At 35.4% G+C, this 24,733-nt stretch carries 21 protein-coding genes; 6 read left to right on the forward strand and 15 right to left on the reverse strand.

All coding sequences use genetic code 11. The annotated features are described in order from the left end of the window. Positions 1-140 precede the first annotated feature (140 nt). The 3 genes from LV89_RS01015 to LV89_RS01025 all read right to left on the reverse strand — a co-directional run bounded on the left by LV89_RS01015 (position 141) and on the right by LV89_RS01025 (position 2,680). Positions 141-560 carry a hypothetical protein gene (locus LV89_RS01015; RefSeq protein ID WP_109740991.1) on the reverse strand — a complete coding sequence of 140 codons (420 nt, stop codon included), beginning with the start codon at positions 558-560 and terminating at the stop codon, positions 141-143. 83 nt (positions 561-643) lie between these two features. Further along, positions 644-2,152 carry an acetyl-CoA carboxylase biotin carboxylase subunit gene (locus LV89_RS01020; RefSeq protein WP_109740992.1) on the reverse strand — a complete coding sequence of 503 codons (1,509 nt, stop codon included), beginning with the start codon at positions 2,150-2,152 and terminating at the stop codon, positions 644-646. A 162-nt stretch (positions 2,153-2,314) separates the two neighbouring features. Then, entirely contained in the window at positions 2,315-2,680 is a 366-nt protein-coding gene (locus LV89_RS01025; RefSeq protein ID WP_109740993.1) for a hypothetical protein, read from the reverse strand. Positions 2,681-3,032: 352 nt separating this feature from the next. Between LV89_RS01025 and LV89_RS01030 the strand changes: the two genes are divergently transcribed. After that, positions 3,033-4,310 carry an aminotransferase class I/II-fold pyridoxal phosphate-dependent enzyme gene (locus tag LV89_RS01030; protein WP_109740994.1) on the forward strand — a complete coding sequence of 426 codons (1,278 nt, stop codon included), beginning with the start codon at positions 3,033-3,035 and terminating at the stop codon, positions 4,308-4,310. A 152-nt stretch (positions 4,311-4,462) separates the two neighbouring features. Continuing rightward, positions 4,463-4,645: a BF3379 family histone-like protein gene (locus tag LV89_RS01035; RefSeq protein ID WP_109740995.1), complete on the forward strand. Its 183-nt coding sequence runs from the start codon at positions 4,463-4,465 to the stop codon at positions 4,643-4,645. Positions 4,646-5,212: 567 nt separating this feature from the next. Here LV89_RS01035 and LV89_RS01040 read toward each other — a convergent pair. Both LV89_RS01040 and LV89_RS01045 read right to left on the reverse strand, forming a co-directional pair. Further along, positions 5,213-5,617, reverse strand: coding sequence for a MaoC family dehydratase (locus LV89_RS01040; protein WP_109740996.1), 405 nt, complete (start codon positions 5,615-5,617; stop codon positions 5,213-5,215). 73 nt (positions 5,618-5,690) lie between these two features. Continuing rightward, a complete protein-coding gene (locus LV89_RS01045) occupies positions 5,691-6,119 on the reverse strand; it encodes a YybH family protein (RefSeq protein ID WP_109740997.1) in 429 nt (142 codons plus the stop codon). Between the two features lie 171 nt (positions 6,120-6,290). Here LV89_RS01045 and LV89_RS01050 point away from each other — a divergent pair, with 171 nt between their 5' ends. Both LV89_RS01050 and LV89_RS01055 read left to right on the forward strand, forming a co-directional pair. Then, entirely contained in the window at positions 6,291-7,130 is an 840-nt protein-coding gene (locus LV89_RS01050; protein WP_262509844.1) for a diacylglycerol/lipid kinase family protein, read from the forward strand. After that, positions 7,123-7,455 (forward strand): translation initiation factor, encoded by a 333-nt coding sequence (locus LV89_RS01055; protein ID WP_109740999.1) that lies wholly within the window; start codon positions 7,123-7,125, stop codon positions 7,453-7,455. Before LV89_RS01050 ends, LV89_RS01055 begins: the two co-directional genes overlap by 8 nt. A gap of 174 nt (positions 7,456-7,629) precedes the next feature. Here the strand turns inward: LV89_RS01055 and LV89_RS01060 are convergent, their stop codons facing one another. The 3 genes from LV89_RS01060 to LV89_RS01070 form a co-directional block, all read right to left on the reverse strand. Continuing rightward, on the reverse strand, positions 7,630-8,265 hold the full coding sequence (locus LV89_RS01060; RefSeq protein WP_109741000.1) for a LysE family translocator: 636 nt from the start codon (positions 8,263-8,265) through the stop codon (positions 7,630-7,632). A 239-nt stretch (positions 8,266-8,504) separates the two neighbouring features. Continuing rightward, on the reverse strand, positions 8,505-9,035 hold the full coding sequence (locus LV89_RS01065) for a YceI family protein (RefSeq protein WP_109741001.1): 531 nt from the start codon (positions 9,033-9,035) through the stop codon (positions 8,505-8,507). 223 nt (positions 9,036-9,258) lie between these two features. Continuing rightward, positions 9,259-11,334, reverse strand: coding sequence for a glycoside hydrolase family 97 protein (locus tag LV89_RS01070; RefSeq protein WP_109741002.1), 2,076 nt, complete (start codon positions 11,332-11,334; stop codon positions 9,259-9,261). 277 nt (positions 11,335-11,611) lie between these two features. On the opposite strand from LV89_RS01070, the gene LV89_RS01075 reads away from it, so the two are divergent. Beyond that, positions 11,612-12,529 (forward strand): bile acid:sodium symporter family protein, encoded by a 918-nt coding sequence (locus tag LV89_RS01075; protein WP_109741003.1) that lies wholly within the window; start codon positions 11,612-11,614, stop codon positions 12,527-12,529. 135 nt (positions 12,530-12,664) lie between these two features. Here LV89_RS01075 and LV89_RS01080 read toward each other — a convergent pair whose 3' ends face one another. The 6 genes from LV89_RS01080 to LV89_RS01105 form a co-directional block, all read right to left on the reverse strand. Beyond that, positions 12,665-15,028 (reverse strand): efflux RND transporter permease subunit, encoded by a 2,364-nt coding sequence (locus tag LV89_RS01080; RefSeq protein ID WP_109741004.1) that lies wholly within the window; start codon positions 15,026-15,028, stop codon positions 12,665-12,667. Positions 15,029-15,030: 2 nt separating this feature from the next. Further along, positions 15,031-16,017 carry a methylmalonyl Co-A mutase-associated GTPase MeaB gene (meaB, locus tag LV89_RS01085; protein WP_109741005.1) on the reverse strand — a complete coding sequence of 329 codons (987 nt, stop codon included), beginning with the start codon at positions 16,015-16,017 and terminating at the stop codon, positions 15,031-15,033. A 101-nt stretch (positions 16,018-16,118) separates the two neighbouring features. Further along, positions 16,119-16,811: a hypothetical protein gene (locus tag LV89_RS01090; protein WP_146199041.1), complete on the reverse strand. Its 693-nt coding sequence runs from the start codon at positions 16,809-16,811 to the stop codon at positions 16,119-16,121. A 147-nt stretch (positions 16,812-16,958) separates the two neighbouring features. Next, on the reverse strand, positions 16,959-17,468 hold the full coding sequence (locus tag LV89_RS01095; protein ID WP_109741007.1) for a hypothetical protein: 510 nt from the start codon (positions 17,466-17,468) through the stop codon (positions 16,959-16,961). Between the two features lie 277 nt (positions 17,469-17,745). Next, the gene (locus LV89_RS01100) at positions 17,746-18,402 is read right to left on the reverse strand and encodes a 2-C-methyl-D-erythritol 4-phosphate cytidylyltransferase (RefSeq protein ID WP_109741008.1); all 657 of its coding nucleotides are present in this window, start codon (positions 18,400-18,402) and stop codon (positions 17,746-17,748) included. 111 nt (positions 18,403-18,513) lie between these two features. Beyond that, positions 18,514-21,519: an FAD-binding and (Fe-S)-binding domain-containing protein gene (locus LV89_RS01105; protein WP_109741114.1), complete on the reverse strand. Its 3,006-nt coding sequence runs from the start codon at positions 21,517-21,519 to the stop codon at positions 18,514-18,516. Positions 21,520-21,788: 269 nt separating this feature from the next. Between LV89_RS01105 and LV89_RS01110 the strand changes: the two genes are divergently transcribed. Beyond that, positions 21,789-23,030 (forward strand): ABC transporter permease, encoded by a 1,242-nt coding sequence (locus tag LV89_RS01110; protein ID WP_109741009.1) that lies wholly within the window; start codon positions 21,789-21,791, stop codon positions 23,028-23,030. A 52-nt stretch (positions 23,031-23,082) separates the two neighbouring features. Here the strand turns inward: LV89_RS01110 and LV89_RS01115 are convergent, their stop codons facing one another. Continuing rightward, positions 23,083-24,687: a DUF3667 domain-containing protein gene (locus LV89_RS01115; protein WP_109741010.1), complete on the reverse strand. Its 1,605-nt coding sequence runs from the start codon at positions 24,685-24,687 to the stop codon at positions 23,083-23,085. Between the last annotated feature and the right edge of the window lie 46 nt (positions 24,688-24,733).

Genomic DNA, 24,733 nt, shown 5'->3' on the forward strand with positions numbered 1-24,733 from the left:
TTAAACACTTAATACACTGTTTAATAAGTTATTTCAACTTCCCGAAAGTTTTAGAACTTTCGGGAAGTTTCCTGTCAAATATTTTTAGGATAAAATTTATCTTAAACCTTTATTAAACATTGTACTAAATCACTCAATAATTAAGGTGCTTCATCTACACGAGTAACAAAATACTCCGTATCTCCCATCCAAAAGAATTTTAAATAACGTTGCTCATAGTGTAAACGTAATCTTCTACCTGTCAACATGGCATCTTCTAATTTCTTGCTAATAGCTGGGTCGTCAGAATCTACTGTAAATGCCCAAAGGTTATTAGCCATATTACCCACTTGTCCTTGAGCTCCAACATTTAATTCGCCTTCATCAGTTTTGAAAATATACCCTTTTCTTGAAAATTTAGAAACAACTCCTGCTCTTTCTCCTTCCGAATAAGGAACTTTTGTTGCCAAGAAACCTAATAAAAGTCCTAAAACTGCCAATACGACAATGCCAATAAATAGTCTTCTGAAAAAAGTCATAGTTGATTGTTTTGCTGAATTTAGTTGGTCGTTAAATGCCATTGTTTTCGTTTTGTTTTATAAATTATTAGCTGAAATTATACGTTATATATTTTTGATAAATAGCCAATAATTAAACAAATTGACTATCTATACTCCAAACGTTTCGTTTTCCATTGACTTTGTTGAATCGGAACTTCAACGCTTGATGCGGACGAATTTACCATTTTTTTATGATTTAATAAATGACTCGCCAAAACTCCTGCAATAATCTCTTCGTCGGCATCAAAGGGTTCGTCTAATTTTTCTGGCGTATAATACAAACCAATAAAACGAGTATCAAATTTGCCAGAAAGGAAGGCTTCGTGTTTTAACACAAATTTACAGAATTGCAGAGTTGTCTCAATTCCCGAAATTTTGAACTCATCAATAGCACGAATCATTTTGTCAATTGCCTCATTTCGGTCTTTTCCGTAAGTTATCAATTTGGCAATCATTGGGTCATAGAAAATCGGAATAGCCATCCCTTGCTCAAAACCATCATCAACCCGCACGCCATTTCCTTGTGGACGTACATAAGTGTGTAAAGTACCGACATCAGGCAAGAAATTATTTCGAGGGTCTTCTGCACAAACTCTAATTTCTATCGAATGACCATTGATTTTCAAGTCTTCTTGTTTGATAGAAAGCGGTTTGCCTTCGGCTATCCAAATCATTTCTTTTACCAAATCCACGCCCGTAATTTGTTCAGTAACAGGATGTTCTACTTGCAGACGAGTGTTCATTTCTAAGAAATAGAAATTTAAGTTTTCATCTACAATAAATTCAACCGTACCCGCACCATAATAATTACAAGCTTTAGCAACCATCACAGCACATTGTCCCATTGCCTCACGGATTTCGGGCGTAAGTACCGCAGAAGGAGCTTCTTCCACCACTTTTTGGTGACGACGTTGTACCGAACATTCACGCTCAAAAAGGTGAATAACATTACCATGTTTATCGCCAAGGACTTGAATTTCAATGTGTTTTGGAGCAGTAATGTATTTCTCAATAAAAACAGCACCATTGCCAAAAGAAGTAATAGCTTCCGAGACGGCTCTGTCCATTTGTTCATCAAATTCCTCCTCATTTTCAACCACACGCATACCCTTTCCTCCGCCACCTGCTGAGGCTTTGATGAGTACAGGGTAGCCGATTTCTTTAGATTTTTGTTTGGCAATCACTCTATCCGTCACGGCATCTGGCGTACCGGGAACCATTGGAATATTGTATTTGGCAACGGTATGTTTTGAGGTTAATTTGTCGCCCATCAAATCCATACTTTCGGGAGAAGGGCCAATAAAAATAATTCCCGCATCGGCTACTTTTTGACAAAATGCCGCATTTTCCGACAAGAATCCATATCCTGGGTGAATGGCATCAACATTGAGGTCTTTACAAATTTGAATGATTTTATCACCTAATAAATAAGATTGGTTAGAAGGAGGAGGACCAACGCAAACTGCTTCATCAGCAAAACGCACGTGTGGAGAGTTTCTATCAGCTTCTGAAAAAATGGCTACGGTTTGGATTCCCATTTCACGGGCGGTACGCATCACACGTAAGGCAATTTCACCACGATTGGCAATTAAAATCTTGTTAATATTTGACATAAAATTTTATAAATATTTGTTTTGTTTCTATCAAGTAGTCTTAAGTATTATGTCTTTAGTATTCAAGCTGCAATGTACATCGTGCATTAGCCAATTCTTAGGACTTAATACTTTGTACTTAATTCTTAGGACTTAATACTTTGTACTTACGACTTTTAAATTTCATTCCTCTTCAAAATCATTTCGATTAAACAATGCCCTAAAAGTCTCAGACATGGCAATTAAATCATGGACTTTATTTTTAGCCAATTTTAGGATACGAATTTCATTTCCTTGTTGAATTTGTTGGTCAAATCTGTTCCAAAGAGCAATCATATCATTCATATTTTCTGCAAATCGTTCAACAACATATTTTTCAAAATGCTTTTTGGTACTTTCTGCTAAAAACAAGACAATATGAAAGTCTTCTTCAATGAAAAACCAAACAAATTGGCTTCTGTTGAAATCTTTAATCATGGCGTTATTATCCACCAAAAAATCAATAATCGCAACTTCGTCGTGAGTTGTAATAGGATTTGTATTTGACATATTGGTTTGTATTTTTTGTGGATTACACAGACTGATAACACAAATACTCAAGGCTATTTTAAAACAATATAAGAAACCTAAGTTAGATTTTAAAACGATATTTTAAACTTCTTAGAATATTACCATAAAAATCAAAATCAATATTTTATTAACTTGATTTAATACAAGATGCTTCGACATTTTGTATATAAGAAATAATAATTTAACTTTGTGATTATTTTAAGTTAATCATTGAATTTTTTAGAGAATTATATAAAATAACTAAGAAATCAAGGCTTGTTTAAACTCAGATTTTCTCTATTTTAAGAAAATCTAAATTCATAAATTTAACATCATTTAATCATACAATAAAGTGGATATTTTCGATAAAGTAGGCAAAGGTCTTGGACCTATCGGAGCCCATGCTCATTATTCTCATCATTATTTTACCTTCCCAATGTTAACAGGGGAAATAGGTCCAAGAATGACTTTCAAGGGAAAAGAAATGTTGAACTGGTCATTGAACAACTATTTGGGTTTAGCAAACCATCCAGAAGTACGTGAAGCTGATGCTCAAGCGGCGGCTGATTATGGCTTGGCTGCTCCAATGGGTGCGAGAATGATGTCGGGTAACTCTGCTTTACACGAAGAATTTGAAGCTCAATTAGCAGAATTCGCTGGAAAAGAAGATTCTTTCCTTTTAAACTTCGGTTACCAAGGCGTAATGTCTGTTATTGAATGTATTTGTGATAGAAATGACGTGATTGTTTACGATGCTGAATCTCACGCTTGTTTGATTGACGGTATCCGTTTGCACAAAGCTAAAATGGGAACTTACTATAAGTTTAACCATAACGACATGGCTTCGTTGCGTAAAAACTTGGAACGTGCTTCTAAAAAAGTGGCAGAAACAGGTGGAGGTATTTTAGTAATTACGGAAGGTGTTTTCGGAATGTCAGGAAAAGTAGGTTCATTAGACGAAGTTGTGAAAATGAAGGAAGACTTCAATTTCCGTATCTTGGTTGATGATGCTCACGGATTTGGTACAATGGGAGCTAATGGACGTGGTGTTCATGAAGCAATGAATTGTATTGACGGAATTGATTTGTATTTCTCTACTTTCGCAAAATCAATGGCGTCAATCGGTGCTTTTGTGGCGGCTGATAAAGACATTATTATGTTCTTGAAATATAATATGCGTTCACAAATCTATGCAAAAGCATTACCAATGCCATTTGTAGTTGGTGGAATGAAGCGTTTGGAGTTAATCAAAAAGCACCCAGAATTACGTGAGAAATTATGGGAAAATGTTCGTGCTTTACAAAAAGGACTAAAAGAAAGAGGTTTTGATATTGGAGAAACAACTTCGCCAGTAACCCCTGTTTTCTTACACGGAGACTATGAATTAACGCACGTTGTAGGTCTTGTTCAAGATTTAAGAGAGAATATGGGCGTGTTCTGTTCTATCGTGACTTATCCAGTTGTGCCTAAAGGACAAATCATGTTGAGAATCATTCCAACTGCTTCTCATACCTTAGAAGATGTGACTTATACAATGGATTGTTTTCAAGTGGTTCAGCAAAAACTTCAAGATGGTGTTTATCGTCAAATTGCTGAAGAATTTATCGCAAAACAAGCTGAATTGGTATAATTTTCGTAAAATATTTCATTTTTTTGTTCATTTTTCATTATTTGAATTTGGAAGGTGTAAGAAATTAGCTATATTTCGACCATAAAAATACGTTTTAACGTTATTTAAGGCTTTTTTCAACCATTTATTCAACCTAAATCCAAGTTTCGATTATGAACAGATTTGCAGAAGTAAGGGACTTAATTTTGTCCTTAGAAGGAGATTTTGAAAAATTTTATGACAAAGGAAATCAAGCTGCTGGTACTCGTGTAAGAGGTGGTATGCAACAATTGAAAACTTTGGCACAAGAAATTCGTACTCAAGTGCAAGACATTAAAAATAGCACAGAAGCTTAGTATTTACTGTTGTTATTTAACAAAAAAGGCTCGGATATAAATCTGAGCCTTTTTTGTTGTTTTTTGATTTTTTGAGGATTTGAGTAGATGAGGATTTGAGTAGATGAGGATTTGAATTTTTGAGGATTTGAGTAGATGAGGATTTGAGTAGATGAAGATATGAGGATTTGAGGATTTGAGTAGATGAGGATATGAGGATTTGATTTTTTGAGGATTTGAGTAGATGAGGATTTGATTTTTTGAGGATTTGAGTAGATGAAGATATGGGGATTTGAATTTTTGGGATTTGAGTAGATGAAGATATGAGGATTTGATTTTTTTAGGATTTGAGTAGATGAGGATTTGATTTTTTGAGGATTTGAGTAGATGAGGATTTGATTTTTTGAGGATTTGAGAGATAACTCTCTTCCTTACCCATAACCCCTTTACTCATAAACTCAACTACTCATATCTCATATCCTCTCAAATCCTCATATCCTCAAAAAATCAAATCCTCATATCCTCAATTACTCATATCCTCAAAAAATCAAATCCTCAAATCCTCAAATCCTCAAATCCTCATAAACATTAAAACTCTTCCTTATTCATAATAACAGCCATGCCTTCGGTTGTTTTTTTACCAGTAGCTACATCAAAAATTTCTGTGGAAATTTCTGCCGTGTGTTTAGCTTCATTGATAGCCATCACCGTGAAAACGGCTTCATATTCTGTATCTACAAACATCGGGCGTTTGTATTCTGAAACCTGTTTCATATAAACACTTCCAAAACCGGGAAATTCAGTTCCCATAATTTTTGAGAAAACACTTGATGCTAATGCTCCGTGAATAATTGGCTTTTTGAAAGGGGTAGTTGCGGCAAAATCCGCATCAAGATGTAATGGATTATTATCTCCCGAAACTTGTGCGAAAAGAATTACATCGTCTTGAGTAAATGAAAATTTGTGTCTGTAAACGGTATTTAATGGAATCATGTGTTTTTTAATTGTGAATTTTAAATTATGAATTACTTAATCGCTTTTCGCAACTCGCTCCTCGCTTAGTATTTTAAGACGAATGGTCTGCTACGATAACCCATTCGCCATTTATTTTTTTCCAAAGTAAAGTGTAATGCCCGCCAATATCGCCTTTTTCTGGGCGGGTTAAGTGCCATTTACCAACTACAAAACACGCATTTGAGGCAATGAAATTGACTTTAATAATATCAAATGCCAATGTACCCATTGCGGCTTTATTAGGATAGTTTTTCTTGTAATTTTCAAGAGTCTTATTATATCCATACGTTACACCGCTTTTTCCGATGTACATTAGAGAGTCTGACTCCCAATAACCTTTCATGAAGTTGCTTACGTCTCCATTGTTCCAAGCCTTAGTTTGTTGGTCTAAAATTGACAATATTTGAGATTTATCCTTTTCCGTTTGAGCATTTACCTTACAAACTATCGAAAGTAATAAAAAGAGTATGAGTTTTTTCATGCTTTATTTTTCTGTAAATTTGTTTATATATTAAAATTTGAAAGAGATGAAGTTGAATGATTTATTTGAAAAGTACAAAGATTATTATTTAGTGGACGGCTTAATGTATTTGTCATTCATAGTGGTATTGATAATCCTTTTTATATTCTTTAGCTAATGGTTTGGTTTGTGATGAATCCTATGTCGGGTACGACCACACTCGCACAGAAAAATAAAATTAAGCAGATTGTTTCAAAATTACCTGAAAGTCAATTGTTTTTTACAGAATATAGTGGTCATGCTACCAAAATAGCTCAACAGGCAGTCAGAGAAGGCATCGCTACGGTTGTGGCTATTGGCGGTGATGGAACAGTCAATGAAGTTGGAAAGGGCTTAATTGGCTCTAATACGTCTTTGGGGATTATTCCGATTGGGTCAGGAAATGGCTTAGCTCGACATCTAAAAATCCCTCTAAAAATAGAAAAGGCTATTCAATTTGTAATGAGTCAGCCTGCGGTGTTGATGGACGTTTGTTTTTTGAATGATATTCCGTTTTTCTGTACTGCTGGCGTTGGTTTTGATGCGGAGGTTGCTCATGAATTTGCCAAACAAAATTCAAGAGGATTGAAGACCTACGCACGTATGGCGTTGAAATCTTTCAGAACTTATAAGTCTGAGACTTTCCAGATTGATAATGAAGATAAAACGGTTTTTGCGATAACCTTTGCCAATGCTACCCAATATGGTAATAATGCGATGATTTCTCCAAAATCTAAAATTGATGATGGATTGATTGAAATGGTTTTATTAAAGCCGTTTCCGTTTGGTGCTGCCCCAATAATCGGTGTTAGGTTATTTAGAGGAACGCTTCCTAATTCTCGCTATATTGAAACGCAAACAAGTGAAAATTTTTCACTGAAAGCAAAAAAAGATTTTTTAATTCATTACGATGGAGAGCCACATCAGCTTTCTACTAACGAATTAAGTATCAGTATTAAAAAACAGTCATTAAAAGTTGTTGGCAATGTCTAAAAATAAAAAAATACCTGTTGGGGTTGTATATTCTACAAATCCAGATTTTGATTTTTCATTTGAGAATGATGAAGTTGCAGAAACTTTACCTCCTGAAAAACAGAAGTTGAAAATTCAGTTGGATAAAAAAGCTCGTGCAGGAAAACAAGTAACTTTAATCACAGGCTTTGTTGGAAATGACGACGATTTAGAGTCTTTAGGCAAAAAACTAAAAAATCTTTGTGGGTGCGGAGGTTCTGCTAAAGACGGAGAAATATTAATTCAAGGAGATGTAAGAGATAAAGTTTTAACTTGGTTAGTTGCACAAGGGTATAAAGCGAAATGAGTTTAAGAGTTCATGAGTCTATGAGTCTATGAGTTAAGGGTTTATGAGATTATGAGTTAAATGTCTATTAGCAAATGGTCTATGGAATTATGAATGAAAAGGCTGAGAATTGGAGGTTAATTTGTTTTATTTTACTCATAAACTCTTAACTCATGGACTCATAAACTCTTAAACTTACTTAGCCTTATCCAAAGCCATTCTTACTGCCAAGCCAGTTAAAACACTTGCCATAAACCATTTTTGAATTTTCACCCAAAATGGATTTGCACCGAACCAAACGGATATTTTTGCTGCTGAAATCACAATCATAAAATTTACGGTAAAACTTACCATCATTTGCGTAATTCCTAATTGTAAGCTTTGAATAAAAACCGACCCAAATTCTGGTTTGATAAATTGTGGGAAAAACGAAAGATAGAAAACCGCAATTTTAGGATTTAGAACACTCGTTAGAAATCCCATACTAAATAGCTTTTTGGGATTATCCTCTTTCAAATCTTTACGTGCTTCAAAAAAACCTTGATTTTTGGGATTCACCGCTTGAAATGCCAAGTAAAGTAAATAAACCACTCCAAGCATTTTTAGTGTAGTATAAGCAAAAGGAATCGTTAAAAGAACTGCCGTAAGTCCTACTGAAACCATTGTTACGTGGAAAAGAAATCCTGTAATGATACCTGCCAATGATATTAAACCCGCTTTTCGTCCTTGCGTAATGGAACGTGAAATCAAATAAATCATGTTTGGTCCCGGTGTAATGACAAGTATCAAAGCTGCCAAAATGAAGAGGAGGAGTTCTTGAATTGGAATCATAGCGAAGTTTTTTCAATAAATATAGCAAAAAAGAGAACCACTTGATAATGCTAAGCACTACTTTATGGCTCTCTTCTATTAATTTATAGACGAAGTGGAATTCTGTCTTAAATAGGGAACAGGATTTAGGTGTTAGGGTTTATTGCTTTTAGAAGATTGACTATCAGGTATTTATAGATAGGTGAAATAATCAAGTTTATGCAAATACTAACCCCTATCTCCTAAATCCCAACCCCTATTTACGCTTGTTTTACCAATTGGATATTTGCAATCAATTTTACTTCTTCACTTACCAAAGCACTACCTGCTTCCGTGATTGCATTCCATGATAAACCGAAATCTTTGCGGTTGATTTTTCCAGTTAATTCAAAACCTGCTTTTACATTTCCCCAAGGGTCAGTAGCTGTTCCGCCATATTCTACGGCTAAAGTAACTGGTAAAGTTGTTCCTTTAATAGTTAAATTTCCAGTTAAAGAAAATTCATCATCTGATTTTTTCTTGAATTCTGTTGAGGTAAATGAAAGTGTTGGGAATTGTTCTGCATCGAAGAAATCAGCACTTTTCAAGTGTCCGTCACGTTGTTCGCTGTTTGTATCGATAGAATTTACATTAGCTTCAAATGAAATTGCAGCGTTTTCAAAACTGTCGCCAGCTTCTACTGAACCACTAAATTCCTTGAAAACTCCTGTTACCGTAGTAATTACTAAGTGTTTTACTTTGAATTGAATTTCTGAGTGTGAGGCATCAATTGCCCATGTTGAAGTTGCCATTTTAGTATCTTTTAAAATAATTAATGTATATACATTTAATGTTATAACATTGTAAATTTAAAATGGTTCAAAATTTGAAAAAAATAAAAAAAATCCCAAAAGTCGATGCTTTTGGGATTTGATAAATTTTTGTGAATATGACGATATTAAACTGTTTAATAAGTTTAATTCTTTGAAAGAACTTCTCGAAAGTAGAAGGAACTTTCGAGAAGTATAAATTATCTTACAATTTCATTAAGCTAATAGCACAACCGCCACCTTTGGCTAATTTCAAGTCTAATTTTGACTGTTTAGTGACAATTACTTTTTCAATTTTATAGCTTTCTGGATTGTTTTGCCAATCTGCGGTGTCGCTATCTTTATAAATTGTTGCTTGATATTTAGCTCCATTATCCAAGAAATCAAGTGAAATAGTAGTGTTTCTGATATTTTCATCGGTAATCGCTCCGATAAACCAATTGTCTTTTCCTTTTTGTTTTCTGGCAATCGTTATATAATCTGCTGGTTCTGCTTCTAAAATTTTGGTATCGTCCCAATCAACAGGAACGTCTTTAATAAACTGAAAAGCATCTAAATGCTGATTGAAATTATCTGGAAAGTCGCCTGCCATTTGCAAAGGACTGTAAATAGTCACATACAAAGCCAACTGTTTAGCAAGCGTAGTACGTACACGAGTTTTACGACTTGGGTCAAATTGATTTAACTGAAAATGGAAAAATCCCGGAGTATAATCCATTGGTCCACCCATCAGGCGAGTAAATGGAAGTATGGTTTCGTGTTCGGGAACGAGTGCCAAGTTGGGAGCATTATTAAATTCATTACCACGTGCTGCTTCGTTGGCTAACCAATTTGGGAAGGTTCTATGCAAACCCGTTGGATGAACAGGCTCGTGAGCTTCTAACATGATGTGATTTTCAGCCGTTTTTTCAGCCACTCTTTGGTAATGATTTACCATCCACTGACTATCATGGTGTTCACCTCTCGGAATAATTCGACCTACATAACCAGTTTTTACAGTATTCATGTTATGGTCTTTCATAAATTGAAAAGCTTTGTCGAAATGACGTTCATAATTAGTAGCCGAACCAGAAGTTTCATGGTGCATAATGAGTCGCACGCCTTTTTGTTTGGCGTAATCCGACAAATAATTCACATCATAATCACTGTAAGGCGTTACAAAATCGAAAACATCTTCTTTCCAATTGCCAAACCAATCTTCCCAACCTTCGTTCCAACCTTCAACCAAAACACCTTCAAAACCGTGCAAAGCGGCAAAATCAATATACGTTTTTACATTGGCGGTATTTGCTCCGTGCTTGCCCGAAGCTTTGTCCCAATTTGCTTTTCCTGTGTGCATTTCCCACCACATACCGATAAATTTTTGTGGTTTTATCCAAGACACATCCGTGATTTTTGAAGGCTCATTGAGATTCAAAATCATTTTTGAAGCTAAAATATCCGTTGCTTTATCACTCACATTGATGGTTCTCCACGGCGTTTGAAAAGGTGTTTGCAAATAGGCTTTATTGCCAACGGCATCAGGAACTAAATGCGAAGTGAAAGTGAAGGTGTTTTTATCCAAAGTCAAATTCATGGCTGGATAATTTATTAAAGCGGCTTCGTGGATATTGATATAAATGCCGTCGTCGGTTTTCATCATCAAAGGACATTGAACCGTATTTACGCCAATTACCGATTTCAAGGCAATATCTGTCTCTTTATCCGATGCTTTAAGAGCATCGATTTCGCTTAATTTCGTGGTATTGTATAAATATTCGTTGGTATCATAATCTCCCGGAATCCAGAAAGTTTTGTGATTTCCTGCTAAATTAAATTGAGTAAGTTCATCGCCAACGATAAAATGCTTGAAATTATCTTGTGTCGGAAATTCATAACGAAAGCCCAATCCTTCATTAAAAACTTTGAAAATGACTTTTAAAATTACTGCCGATTGATTTTCTTTCAAGGTCAAAACCAACTGTTTGTAGTTGTTTCTAATACTGCTAACTTCTCCCCAAACAGGCTTCCAAGTTTCATCAACTTTGCTTGAATCCACAGAAATAATACTAAAGTTTTTCAAATCAATTTTAGGTTTGTTCAATTGAAAACCTAAAGTTGAAGGCTCAGTAATTGCCTTTTTTTTATAATTTAAGCTATAAGAAATAGCGTTGTTAGCTTGATTTTGAACTTTTAGAGTGATATTTCCATCAGGAGACGACAAATTGACGACTTGTTGAGCCAAAAGATTAATACTCCAAAATGAAAGTATTAAGGTTGAGAATACTTTAAACTTTTGCATGAAATTGTTTTGCTTATTAAAAATGGTTGTTACATAAATTATTCCTCTAAATAACGAAATAAATCAAAAAAATCAATCTATTATTGTTGTTAATAGTCAGTGAAATGAGATAAGATTGTTGATAAACATTTACTTTTTTTCTGATTACGATTTTGATTTTTAAGTATATTTTTAACCGATTAAGGTTTGCAAAAGAGAAGCGTGTAAACTGCTGATTTTTCAAATTCAGTCATTCGCTTTCTCGCAAATTGCTTTTCGTTTAGCATAAATAAACCACATGAAAAATTATCTTTATACGTTTTCCATTATTGTAGCGGCTACTGTAGCTTACTTTTTTCCGCAATATTTCATTTCGATTGGGAATTTTCAACTCAAAGAACTAATCATTCCTCTGCTCCAAATTATTATGTTTGGCATGGGAACAACCATGAGTTACGACGATTTTTTAGGCGTTGTGAAGATGCCCAAAGCGGTTATTGTAGGATTAATTTGTCAATTTACGATTATGCCTTTTTTAGGATTTAGTATTGCAAAAGCCTTTGATTTTCCTCCTGAAATTGCGGCAGGCGTTATTTTGGTTGGTTGTTCTCCGAGCGGTTTGGCATCTAACGTAATGTCTTATATTGCTAAGGCAAATGTGGCTTTATCTATTACAATTACGTCTTTTGCCACACTTTTAGCTCCAATTCTTACGCCGTTATTGATGAAACTTTTGGGTGGACAATTTATTGAAATTGATTTTTGGAACATGACTTACGATATTTCCAAAATGATAATTATTCCTGTGGGAGTTGGTTTTCTATTGAATAAAATTTTAGCAGGAAGAGCCGAATGGCTACAAAAAGTATTACCAATCATCTCAATGGCGGGAATTGCAATCATTATTGTAATCATTACCGCAGTTGGGCAAAAATCATTGCAGAGTGTTGGCGTTACGTTAGTGCTTGCGACCTTATTGCACAATATTGGAGGATTTATTTTGGGTTATTGGGGAGCAAGGTTGTTTAAATTGCCAGAGCAAGATTGCAGAACGGTTGCCATTGAAGTTGGCTTACAAAACTCAGGATTAGCGTCGGGTTTGGCAAAAGCGATGGGAAAATTAGCAACTGTTGGTATTGCCCCTGCCTTATTTGGACCAATTATGAACGTAAATGGCTCTTTATTAGCGAGTTTTTGGAGTAAGAAGAAGGTGTAAAAAAAGTCTGAACTACGATTTTTAGGATTGAGAGATTTTATGATTTATTCCTAAAATTCTTCAATCTAAAAAATCATAGTTCAGAATATTGTTTTTCCTAAAATCCTAAAATCCTAAAAATCATAGTTTGAAAGGCTACTTCATCAATTTTTCACTTTCACGCTTATTTAAAGTCATTAAGAAAGCAGGTAATAAAACCAAATTACAAATCATCGCCATTAAAAGCGTGATGGAAACTAAAATTCCTAATGATTGTGTGCCTTTGAAAGTTGATGCCGTAAAGATGAAAAAGCCTGTAAATAAGATAATTGCGGTATAAAACATTGAAACGCCTGTATTCAAAATGGTTTCTCTGATGGCGTCTTTTACGTTTCGTTTCTTGTTAATTAATTCGTCTTTGTAACGAGTTAAGAAGTAAATCGTACCGTCGGAAGAAATACCGAAAGCAATTGAGAAAATCAAAATCGTTGAATATTTCAGATGAATATCGAAGAAGCCCATCAATCCTGCCGTAATTAAAAGTGGAATTAAACTCGGTAAAGTTGAGATGATAACCATTTTCCAAGAACGGAAAAGCAAAGCCATAATTAAGCAAATCAAGACGATGGCTTGGAATGTACTTTCAATCAAATTTCCTTGTAAATAATCATTTTGCCATGCATAAATTACGCTATTCCCTGTAATTTCTGCATCATATCCACGTTTGTCTCCACGTTTATAAAACTCATTTGTTTCAGCATTATAATTGAAAATTGAATCAATTTTTGGTTGCAATTCGTTGATAATCTGATTGGTACGAACTGTTCCGCAGTCTGCAATTTGATAACTTACACGTGTATAACGCTTGGTTGAGTCAATGAAACCTTTGGCAAAACCTTGCTTTCCTTGCACACTCGAATTATATTCTTTCAATTTAGCTAATTCATCAATTCCGGGTAACACAAAATATTTTGGGTCGCCTCCACGATAGGCTTGATAAATAAATTTGGCTGCCGTGACTAAAGAAACAGGTTTGGTAAATTCTGGATATTTAGCAAACTCTTTTTCCATTCTTTTAATTTTGGTCAATAATTCTGGGGAACCCAAAACTCGACCTGCTTCATAAGTATCAATGGCTACTTCAAAAGGCATAATTCCTTTGAAATTCTTTTCCACAAATTTTAAATCAGTCAAAATTGGATTGTCGTCTGCAAGGTCGTCAACGATATAACCAATTGATTTTATTTGTGTCATTCCGAAGATGGAAAGAGCAATTATCCCTAAAATAATACTGTAAATTACCGAACGTTTATGGTTTACGTAGCCATCAATTTTTAACAAAATTTTAGCAACTCGTCCAGACTCTAAACGTGAAGTTTGTTTGTTGGAAGGAGGAGCTAAGTAGCTAAATACCAAAGGAATAAATATCAATGAAACCATGTAAGTAAGCATCACATTGATAGCAGCTACAATACCGAATTCAGATAAAAATGTACTTCCTGTGAAGGCAAAAACACCGAAACCAATGGAAGTTGTGAGATTTGCTAAGAAAAGCGTTTGCCCGATTTTTTCAATAGTCGTTTGCAAAGCAAGCATTTTATCGCCGTGCAAAGCGTATTCTTCGTAGTATTTATTGAAGACGAAAATGGTATTTGGTACGCCAATCACCACGACCAACGATGGAATCATTCCTGAAATAATCGTGATTTTATAACCAAATAAAACGATAAAACCGAGCGACGAAACAATACCAATCAAAACCACAATCAAAGCAAAAAACATGACTTTGAAACTGCGGAAGAATAGCAATAAAATTAGCATCGTCACCACAAGGGCAAGGCTAACAAAAATGCCTAATTCGGTTGTGATTTGTGCGGTCATTTCGGTACGTACAAATGGCATTCCCGAAAGGTGAAGTTCTGTTTTTTGCTTCTCTTCAAATTGAGCCGCAATTTCTTTAATTTTCTTTACCGCTCTAACCCTTGCTTTATCATTAATTGCTTTTTGGTCGAAAGTTATCATCATCAAATGCACATTTCCTGCTTCATTGATGATAAAACCTTTGTAAAATGGCAGTTTTTCCAAACCCGTTTTTACGCTATCCACTTCTGCTTGCGTAACGGCTCTTTGCGTGATAAGTGACTTAGTATCAAAGCGTTTTGCAGTATCATTTTTGACAACTCTCGGTATATTTCCTGCGTAAACAACATTTTTGATACCTTCTACGGCTTTGATGTCTTTTGCTAAATCTTGCCATTGTTGGAAAAATGCAAGTTGAAACATTTTATCGGTTTCGACGCCCAAAACCATAACTGAGCCATCTTCGCCAAAACGCTTTTTGAAGGCTTCGTATAATTGAAAACGACTGTCAGATTTAGGAAGAATTTTGGGTAATTCGCTCGAAACTTGGGTTTTTGTAGCCATGTAGCCCATGAAAATTGCCAAGAAAGCAACCAGAGCTAAAAAGAAAATTCGATTTTTAAGAATAGAGACTGATAACTTATGCCAGATATTGTTCATTATTATTGTTTGTAAAAGACCTCCAAAAGTTCGTAAGCGGCATGAATTGGGTGTTTTGTGCCTTCGCTAACGGCTTTTTGAATGTCTCTGGTTTTTAAGGAAACGTTTTTATTGCTGTAAAAATTTTCCTCTAAGGTTTGTTTAATGAAATCGTTCATCCAATCTAAATTTTGGTTTTGCCGATTTTCTGCAAATTTACCACTCTTACTTAACAAATCCCGATGCTTTTCGACTAATTCCCATATTTCAGCGATTCCTTGCAAAGTTGTTGCCGAACAAGTTACCACTTCTGGAAACCAACCTGTGCCGTCGGGTGGAAATAAATGTAGAGCGTTTTGGTACTCAATTTTTGCCAATTTTGCCTGATTTTCATTGCCCGAATCGGCTTTGGTGATGGCAATTAAATCCGCCATTTCCATAATGCCTTTTTTAATGCCTTGCAATTCGTCGCCCGCACCTGCCAACATCAACAAAAGGAAAAAATCGACCATGCCATGCACGTAGGTTTCGGACTGACCAACACCAACGGTTTCAATAATAATGACCTCAAAACCTGCGGCTTCGCAGAGTAGCATTGTTTCACGAGTTTTGTGCGAAACGCCGCCCAAAGAATTACCCGTAGGAGAGGGGCGAATGTACGCCAAAGGCTCACGTGAAAGCTCTTCCATGCGGGTTTTGTCGCCCAAAATACTGCCTTTGGTAAGTTGAGAACTTGGGTCGATGGCAAGTACCGCAATTTTTTTCTGTTGATTGGTCAAATACTTACCAAAAGCCTCAATAAAGGTACTTTTGCCCACACCGGGAACGCCCGTAATGCCTAATCTGACGGACTTACCCGTATGAGGTAAAACGGCTTCTATAACTTCCTGAGCCAGTTTTTTATCAGAAGGTAAATTGCTCTCAATCAGCGTAATAGCACGGCTAAGTATCATTCGATTACCCGAAATAATACCGTCTGTGTATTCTGAAAGAGAAAGTCTTTTTTTCATGGATTGTGTTTTGGTGCTGAGGGTTTGTAAACGGAAAAGATACAACTTAAAGTAGTAGGAACGCTTCGCTTAACTTGTAGTCAGTGTGGAGTTTTCATTATTTAAAACCCTACCAATTCGTATAGTATTTCACCTTTTTTTAGAGGTAATTTTCCTTCATACCATTCTTTTAAATCTTTTCTTAAATCATCATATTCTTTTTCAATAGTCAGAAGGAATAGAAATTGAAAAGTATCATAAGAATATCGAGGAGTATTTTCAGTTTGGTAGTTTTTACCATTTTCAAATTTTTTTTCAAAAGTTTCAAAGTAATAAACATCATTTTGGTAAATAGAAAGAATATCATACAAATCATTCTTATTCTTAATCTTCATTTCCTTTAAAAATAATTTTGCAAAGAGGTGTCTTCTTTTTAGGCTAAATTGTTTGCATAATTTTTCATTAAGATTGACTTTCTCTAATATCGCAGATTCTATTTGAGCTGACCATTCATTAAATTTATCATTAAAAATATTATTTTCTAATGTGGCGTTTGCGATTTCCAATTGAGAAATATAGATTTGAGCTGTAATGCACACTAAAATAATTCCAAGGATTTCTGGAAAATTTTTGGAATTATATAAATTGAGATAAGTATGTATTGTGTCAATTGATGAAATACAGAAACTCATTTTTATTGCCAAACTGTGAACATATATAACCTTTGTAAGTAGAACGATTAGCATTATATATAATATGATGTCAAGTAATTTAGAGCTGAAATAGCTGAGTGTAGTTTTGGTTGTTTTTCTCATTGTATTTGTGTTTTAACTTTGTTAGAATTCCTCCCTCTGGTTCAAGCGTCCTCGCTTGAACCACTTTCGTGCGTAAGCAATTGAACTGTAAAAGGTTAGTTAAATTTCATGGTTCAAGCGAGGACGCTTGAACCAGAGGGTGAGGGTTTATTTCCCAAAAGTACCTAATAGTGATATTCCTAATGATTTTTTGTTAAAGTATTCCTTATTCAAGTCAAAAGAATAATTTATTTGTAGGCTTGTTCTTTCTGACAAACTATATCCTGCTAATGCGTTTAAGCCAAACCTTGTTTCTCCATTAGAAGTTGCGAAACTCCATTTTGGTCCACCTCCAAGTTGAAAACCATAAAATTTAAAAACCATATTGAAAGGAGTATCAATATAATAATCGGTTGCACTAATACTTGATGTTTTTGTTTCAGCAATGGCGGTATGTTTTACAAATTGTACCGTAGGCTGTAAAAAGAAATCATCACCTGCCATAATATCAAGAAAAAAACCTGCATGAAAACCAAACCCATTTTTGTAGGTAAGGAGATTATTTGGGGCTGTATAATTGATACCTGTACTTGCAAAACCAAATTTATAACCAATTTTAGTTTGTGTAAAAGCTGTAAATGGTAGAATACATAGTGTGAGAAAAAGTAATTTTTTCATAATGTGTGAGTTGTATTTAGTTAAAGTGTATTTCCCGTTCTGGTTCAAGCGTCCTCGCTTGAACCACTCTCGTACGTAAGCAATTGAACTGCACAAGGTTAATTAGATTTCATGGTTCAAGCGTCGCCGTTCTGGTTCAAGCGTCCTCGCTTGAACCACTTTCGTGCGTAAGTAATTGAACTGCAAAAGGTTATTTGAATTTCATGGTTCAAGCGAGGACGCTTGAACCAGAGGGTTAATTTGTAGTCGTCTGTGGAGACACAGACAACGGCAAGTTTTACCCTTTCCCCAAAATAATCTCCGCCCATTGCAAATCTTCGGGTGTCGTGATTTTTATATTTTCGTAGCTTCCTTCAATGAGATTTATCGTAAAACCTGCGTGTTCAGCCACACTGGCATCGTCGGTGAAGGTGCTTAATTCTTCGGTTTCAAAGGCTTTTTTAATTAATGAAATCTGAAAAGTTTGCGGTGTCTGAATCAATCTAACCGTTGAACGGTCAATGGCTTGTCCGTTTACTCGCACCGAATCTTTGGAAGGAACGCTCACCACGGCAGTACCTTTTTCGTTGGCAATTTTAAAACTCTCTTGAATTATTTCAGCAGAAACAAATGGACGCACGCCATCATGAATGGCAACAAGTCCTTCGTTTTCAATGGTTTTTAAGCCATTTAATCCCGACTGAAAGCGTGTATTTCCGCCTTTTACCAATTTGTGTGGAACGGTCGGGTATTTCTCACAAAGTTGATTCCAATACTCAAATTGTGATTCGGGTAAAACTAAAATTAGCTCAATTTCGGGTTCGGCTTCTTTAAATCTTTTGAGGCTGTGCATCAAAATTGGCAAGCCTCCTACTTCAATAAACTGTTTAGGAATATCACTTTTCATGCGACTTCCCGAACCTCCTGCAACAATAATTGCGTATTTTTTATTCATTTTTTCTATGCGTTATGCGGTAGGCTTTAGGCAATATGTTTTGAAATGTCTTTACAGTTAGTTTATTGCTTTTAGCCTACTGCTTACAGCCCATCGCCTAAAGCCAACCAACTAATTCCCCAACAAGGCTTCCCACAAAATTTCTACGGGGTGTTGGGCGGTTCTACCCGTTCCATCTTTTATTTGATGACGGCAACTTGTACCTGGGGCAGCAATAATTACATCATCGGCCTGTTTTCTGATAGTTGGAAAAAGCACTAATTCACCAACTTTCATGGAGACTTCGTAATGTTCTGCTTCGTAACCAAAAGAACCTGCCATACCACAACAACCCGACGGAATTAATTGGACTTCATAATTAGCAGGCAATGACAGAATTTTCTTAGTTGCTACCAACGACGACAACGCCTTTTGATGACAATGTCCATGCAGTTTTATGAGCTTTTTATCCGCTTTGAACAAATCTTTGGTAATTTTCTTTTTATCAACTTCTTGAGCCAAGAACTCATCAATCAAATACGCATTTTCGGCTACACGTTCTGCATCAGCTTTCAAATGTTGAGGCACTAAATCAAGATATTCGTCACGAAGCGTTAAGATTGCCGAAGGTTCAATTCCCAAAATTGGAGAATTGTCTTGAATGGCTTCCGTGAGCATTTGCACATTTTGAGCTGCAATTTTTTGAGCATCTTTTACCAATCCTTTTGAAAGATAAGTACGTCCACTTTCAATATGTTTTGGAATGTGAACTTCGTAGCCCAAAGCTGTCAATAATAAAATGGCTTTTTGCCCAATTTCAACGTCATTATAATTTGTAAACTCATCACAGAAAAGATATACTTTACCTTGTTTTCTACGTTTTCCAAGATTTACAGAAGTGAAATGGACGCTATTTTTTTCTCTTTTTTTCTGAATATCAATTCTCTCTTCTTGCCATTTTCTTAGGGTGATTTTTCCAACGGTTGGAATAGACCTTTCAAGGGCAAAGCCTAAGAAATTTTTAGTAATTTTTGACGTGAAATTATTGGTAATCAAGAAATTATATATTCTTGGGAATTTAGAAGCTAATTCTTGCGATTTTGTGAAATTACCAATCATTTTGGTTCTGAAAGGCACGCCGTGTTCATCGTAATAATGTTGTAAAAACTCTGCTTTCATTTTACCAACGTCAACTTTCGAGGGGCATTCAGATTTACAGCCTTTGCACGACAAACATAAATCCATTACCTCCTTAATTTCTTCGTGGTTGAAACGGTTTTCTTTTTCAGAATTGGTTAAAAATCCACGTAAAATATTGGCTCTGGCACGGGTTGTATCTTTTTCCATGCGAGTAGCCATATAACTCGGACACATCGTTCCGCCCGTCACTTCGGTTTTACGACAATCGCCTGAGCCTGAGCATTTTTCCGCTAAACGAAGGATTCCTTCTTGGTTTGAAAAATCAAAATAGGTTGTTATTTCTGGATTTTTCTTACCTGCTTCGTAGCGTAAAAACTCGTTCATGGGTGGCGTATTGACAATTTTACGAGCATTGAAAATGTTTTTCTGGTCGAATATTATTTTTACTTCTTTCAATAATTCATAAATATCTTTACCCAAAACACTTTCAATAAATTCACCTCTCAAACGTCCGTCGCCGTGTTCGCCACTTAATGAACCATTATATTTCTTGACTAATTCTGTTGTCTCTTTCAGTATCGTTCTGAATAATTCTTTGCCCTCAACCGTTTTCAGATTTATCATTGGCTCAACGTGCAATTCTCCCGCACCCGCATGAGCATAATACGAAGCGTTGATATTATGACTTGCCAAAAGTTCTTGCAAATCAGCGATATATGCAGGTAAATCTTCGGGAGCAACGGCACAATCTTCAATTAAATTAACGGGCTGAATGTCTCCTTTCAAATTCCGAATTAGTCCTAAACCTGCTTTTCTGACGTCCCAAGCAGGTTTGGTTTCTTCGCCTTTTACCACTGGGTAGGCATAACCAATTCCCGCTTTTTGAAAGTCGGAAATTAAAGCATTCGTTTTCGTATTGAGTTCGGTGTCGGTTTCTGCCATGAACTCAACCATCAAAATAGCCGCAGGGTCTCCTTCAATAAAAAAGCGATTTTGATGATAAACAGGGTGTCCTTTTGTGAAATCTAAAATGTATTTATCAACCAATTCAGAAGCGATTGGGCTGTGTTTCAGAGCGATTAAATTGGCTTGCAGAGAATCTTGAATGGTATGGCTATGAATACAAACTAAGGCAACCTCTTGCGGAGGAAGTGGAATGAGATTCAATTTTGCTTCCGTTACAAATGCCAAAGTGCCTTCTGAACCTGCCAAAAGTTTACAGAAATTGAAAGGTTTTTCTGACGTTGGGTGAAACAATTGATTATCGCTCAACATATCAAGAGCATACCCTGTATTTCTACGTTGAAGCGTTTTTTTAGGATAACGTTTCTCAATGGTTTCTTGAATAGTTGGATTATTCAAAATTTTGAAAACTTGTCCGTAAATATGGCTTTCTAAGTTCTTCTGCGTAGCTTTTTTGAAAAAATCTTCTTTGGAAACTTCTGAAAAAACAGCTTCAGAACCATCACTCAAAAGTACATTTGCCGACAATAAATTACTGCGAGTATCGCCCCAAACAATTGAGTGTAAACCGCATGAATTATTGCCAATCATACCACCAATCATGGCTCGGTTTGAGGTAGATGTTTCTGGACCAAACATCAAACCATAAGGTTTCAAAATGACATTCAAATCGTCCCGAATTACCCCAGGTTGTACTCTTACCCAACGTTCTTCTTGGTTTATTTCAATGACTTCCGTAAAATGTTTTGAAATATCAACCACAATTCCTTTGCCCACTACTTGCCCTGCCAACGACGTGCCTGCCGAGCGTGGAATAAGCGTAACTCGGTACTGATTCGCAAATTTTATCAATGCTTTTAAATCGGCAATGTCTTTGGGAATGGCAACTGCCAAAGGTTTTTCTTGATAAACAGAGGCATCAGTTGAATAAAGAATTTTCTGAGCGTTGTGCGTGGTTGAATTGTCAAAAAAAAGCTCTCCTGCAAAAGACTCTTGCAAGATATTGAAGTCTGTGATAGTAATTTTAGCAGCCATATTTACCATTTAGTGATGAGAGATAAGTAATGAGTTTTAAGTTTTGGTTTTAGATGGCAACCAAATTTTACCGACTACTTAATAGCTCATTACTTGTTTCTACGTGTAAAATTATCACATTGAATACTAAAACAGCAAATAGCGAAAAACTTTATTTCCAATCTTACCGATATTCTACCTTTCAGCCCTTTGATAGCGTCCATTGGTCATTTCCTTGTTGTATTTGGAATATGATATTTCTAAATTTAAACTTCAAAAATCGTATAATTATGAAATTTCTTCGACAACTTTTAGAAAGTATCAGATTTGCTTGGCAAGCCCTTCGTAGTAATCTTCTACGGACTACACTTTCACTTTTGGGTGTTACTATCGGTATTTTTTCAATTGTGGCAGTTTATACTTTTGTCGATTCTATGAATTCGGGTATTCGTGAACAAATTGATTCTTTCGGGAAAGGCGTGGTTTATGTAGGAAAATGGCCTTGGGTGATGGGAAATAATTATCCTTGGTGGAAATATATCAATCGCCCAACGATGAAATATAATGAATATCGTTATTTGAGTGATAATCTCGAAAATGCACAAGCAATTTCTATTTTAGATGGTCGCCAAACGACTTTGAAAAATGGAAATAATAGTATTGAATCTCGATTGTTGGGAGTGAGTTATGATTACAATAAAATTTCAGATGTACCCGTAGAAAATGGTCGTTATTTCTTGACAAATGAAACGGACAATTCTGCTTTTGCTGTAATTCTTGGGGCTGATATTAAAGAAGCTCTTTTCCCAAATATTGCGGATGCCGTTGGTGAAACGATAAAAATCAATGGAATTAAGTTTAAGGTAATTGCCACGATGCGAAAGAAAGGGGAAGATTTAATTAGCCTTGGAGGTTCGCCCGATGACCGTGCGTATATTCCGTACACGACTTACGCAAGTCTTTTCCAAAAAGATGAACCTGAGCCAGATATTGCCATAAAAGCATACGATTGGGATAATGGACAAGAAACTTTGGAGGGTGAAATTACGGGTTTGATGAGAAGTAGAAGAGGTTTGAAGCCAACGCAAGACGATAATTTTTCGATTAATAGATTGGATGGAGCCGTGAAGTTTTTTGATTCAATTTTCTCAAGTTTAAACGTTGGAGGAGGTATTATTGCTCTTTTCTCATTATTAGTTGGCGGTTTCGGAATTGCCAATATTATGTTTGTTTCGGTAAAGGAAAGAACCAATATTATCGGTATTCAGAAGTCGTTGGGAGCGAAGAATTATTTTATTCTTTTTCAATTTTTATTTGAAGCCGTTTTCTTGAGTTTGATTGGTGGTTTGGTTGGTATTTTATTAGTCTGGCTACTGTCTTTCATAGATTTTGGTTCACTAAAATTAGTATTGAGTTATTCAAATATGATAAAAGGAATTATAACGGCAACCGTTATTGGGGTAATTTCTGGAATTGTTCCCGCATGGATTGCGGCACGTTTAGACCCAGTAATTGCGATTCGTTCAAAGTAGCACAGGTTTTAACCTGTCAAAATTTAATCGGACAGGTTAAAACCTGTGCTACTTATGACGTTGCAAACTTAAAGGCACTTGTAATACTCAAAATCATAATGAAAGATATGAGATACAAATAGAACAAAATGACCGATTTGAATAAGGTTTTCACAATTCCTTGACGATAAACCGTTTTGAGAGAAATGATAAAATAAAGAAAGAAACCTAACATGGTCATTATTAAGGCAATTTTCCAGTAGCCTAATAAAACTCCTCCACCTACAAATATGATAAGCATCAAGAAAAACACACTGTGAATATGAATTGAGAAAATCAAATGTTCGTAGTAATAACGGGTGTGTCCCGCCATTAAATGTGGAACGTGTCGGTACTTTCTAATTTTTCTAAAACGGATTAAATACATAGTCCAATCCCATAAATATTTCCATAATCTGAAAGGATACGAAATAATACTATGCGTTCTTTTGCTATAAATTATTTTCAGTAAAAATGCCACAATAGGCATTAAAATAAACATCATCAATGAAAATGCTCCAATGCCCAAATGAGCAATTTCTGAAAAAGCCTTTTCGGCATCTTCGCTAAAAGCTAATTGATAATAGGTTAAATTTCGTAAAATTCCTCTTTGAAAAGGGCGTAAAAAAGCCATCGTTTCGTTGCCTTTTTTTCTGTTTAAACTGTCTAATTGTTCGTCAGACATTTTCAAAACTTTTTTCAAATAGGTAGTGTTTTCCAGACTTCCATCACTTCCTTTTATGGTAAGTATTGTGTCGGTATCATAATGAATTTTTAAAGAAGCATTATTTTTTAAAGCATGAAGATTTAACGAATATTCCAATAGCTTTTTCTTGCCAATTGTCTCCGTAAAATAATCTCTTAAATCTTTACTTACTTCGGCAATTTCTTCGGTATTGGTAGTATCTGCAATAATTTGTTTTTGAATCTCTATCAATCTTTCTCTTTGTTTGTCTTCGGGTAAATTTGAGATAAGTTTTCGTAAAGTATCTTCCGAATCAAGATTCATTTCATCCAAGATTTCACCTAATGAAACAGAGGTAAAATCTACCCATTTATTGAATTTGCTTTGTGCTTTTTTGGTTTTTTTGTCAAGTTTTCCATACATTTTTAGTGCTAATTCGGCTGCTTTGACGTTATCTTGAGCATTTGCTAAGCCGTTTGTATCTTTTGAAGTTTTGATTTCTTCTAATTTATCTTTGGCATCTTCCACCTCTTCTTCAAGGTTCTGTTTAGCTTTATTTTTAACATTTCCTGCTTGGTCTTTTACAGTGATATTGTCCGTTAAAAAGTCGCTACTGCCTTTTAATACTAAATCTACCATGTAGCCTAAACCCAAGAAAAATATAAATGAAACTAAAAAATACAGACGAATAGGAGGTACATAACGCCCACGACGACCTTCGAGAAAATCTTTTGTGATTTTTCCGGGATATAGAAAAATCGAAACCATGGTATTGTAAAACTTAGTATCGAAGTGTGTAAAACCTTCAAATACTTCAAACGCTAAATGTCCGAGGGGAACTTTTAAATCGTGATTTTCTTGCCCACAGTTTGGACAAAAATTGTCTTCTATTTTAAGAATGGTGTGGCAATTGTGGCAAATTTCTACTTTACGACGCTTTTTGTGGACAGACATATTGTGATTGAATAGTTAATAGAGAATAATTAAGAGTTAAGTCGGA

The sequence above is a fragment of the Arcicella aurantiaca genome (genome assembly GCF_003148625.1).
In the GTDB taxonomy this organism is placed as follows: domain Bacteria; phylum Bacteroidota; class Bacteroidia; order Cytophagales; family Spirosomataceae; genus Arcicella; species Arcicella aurantiaca.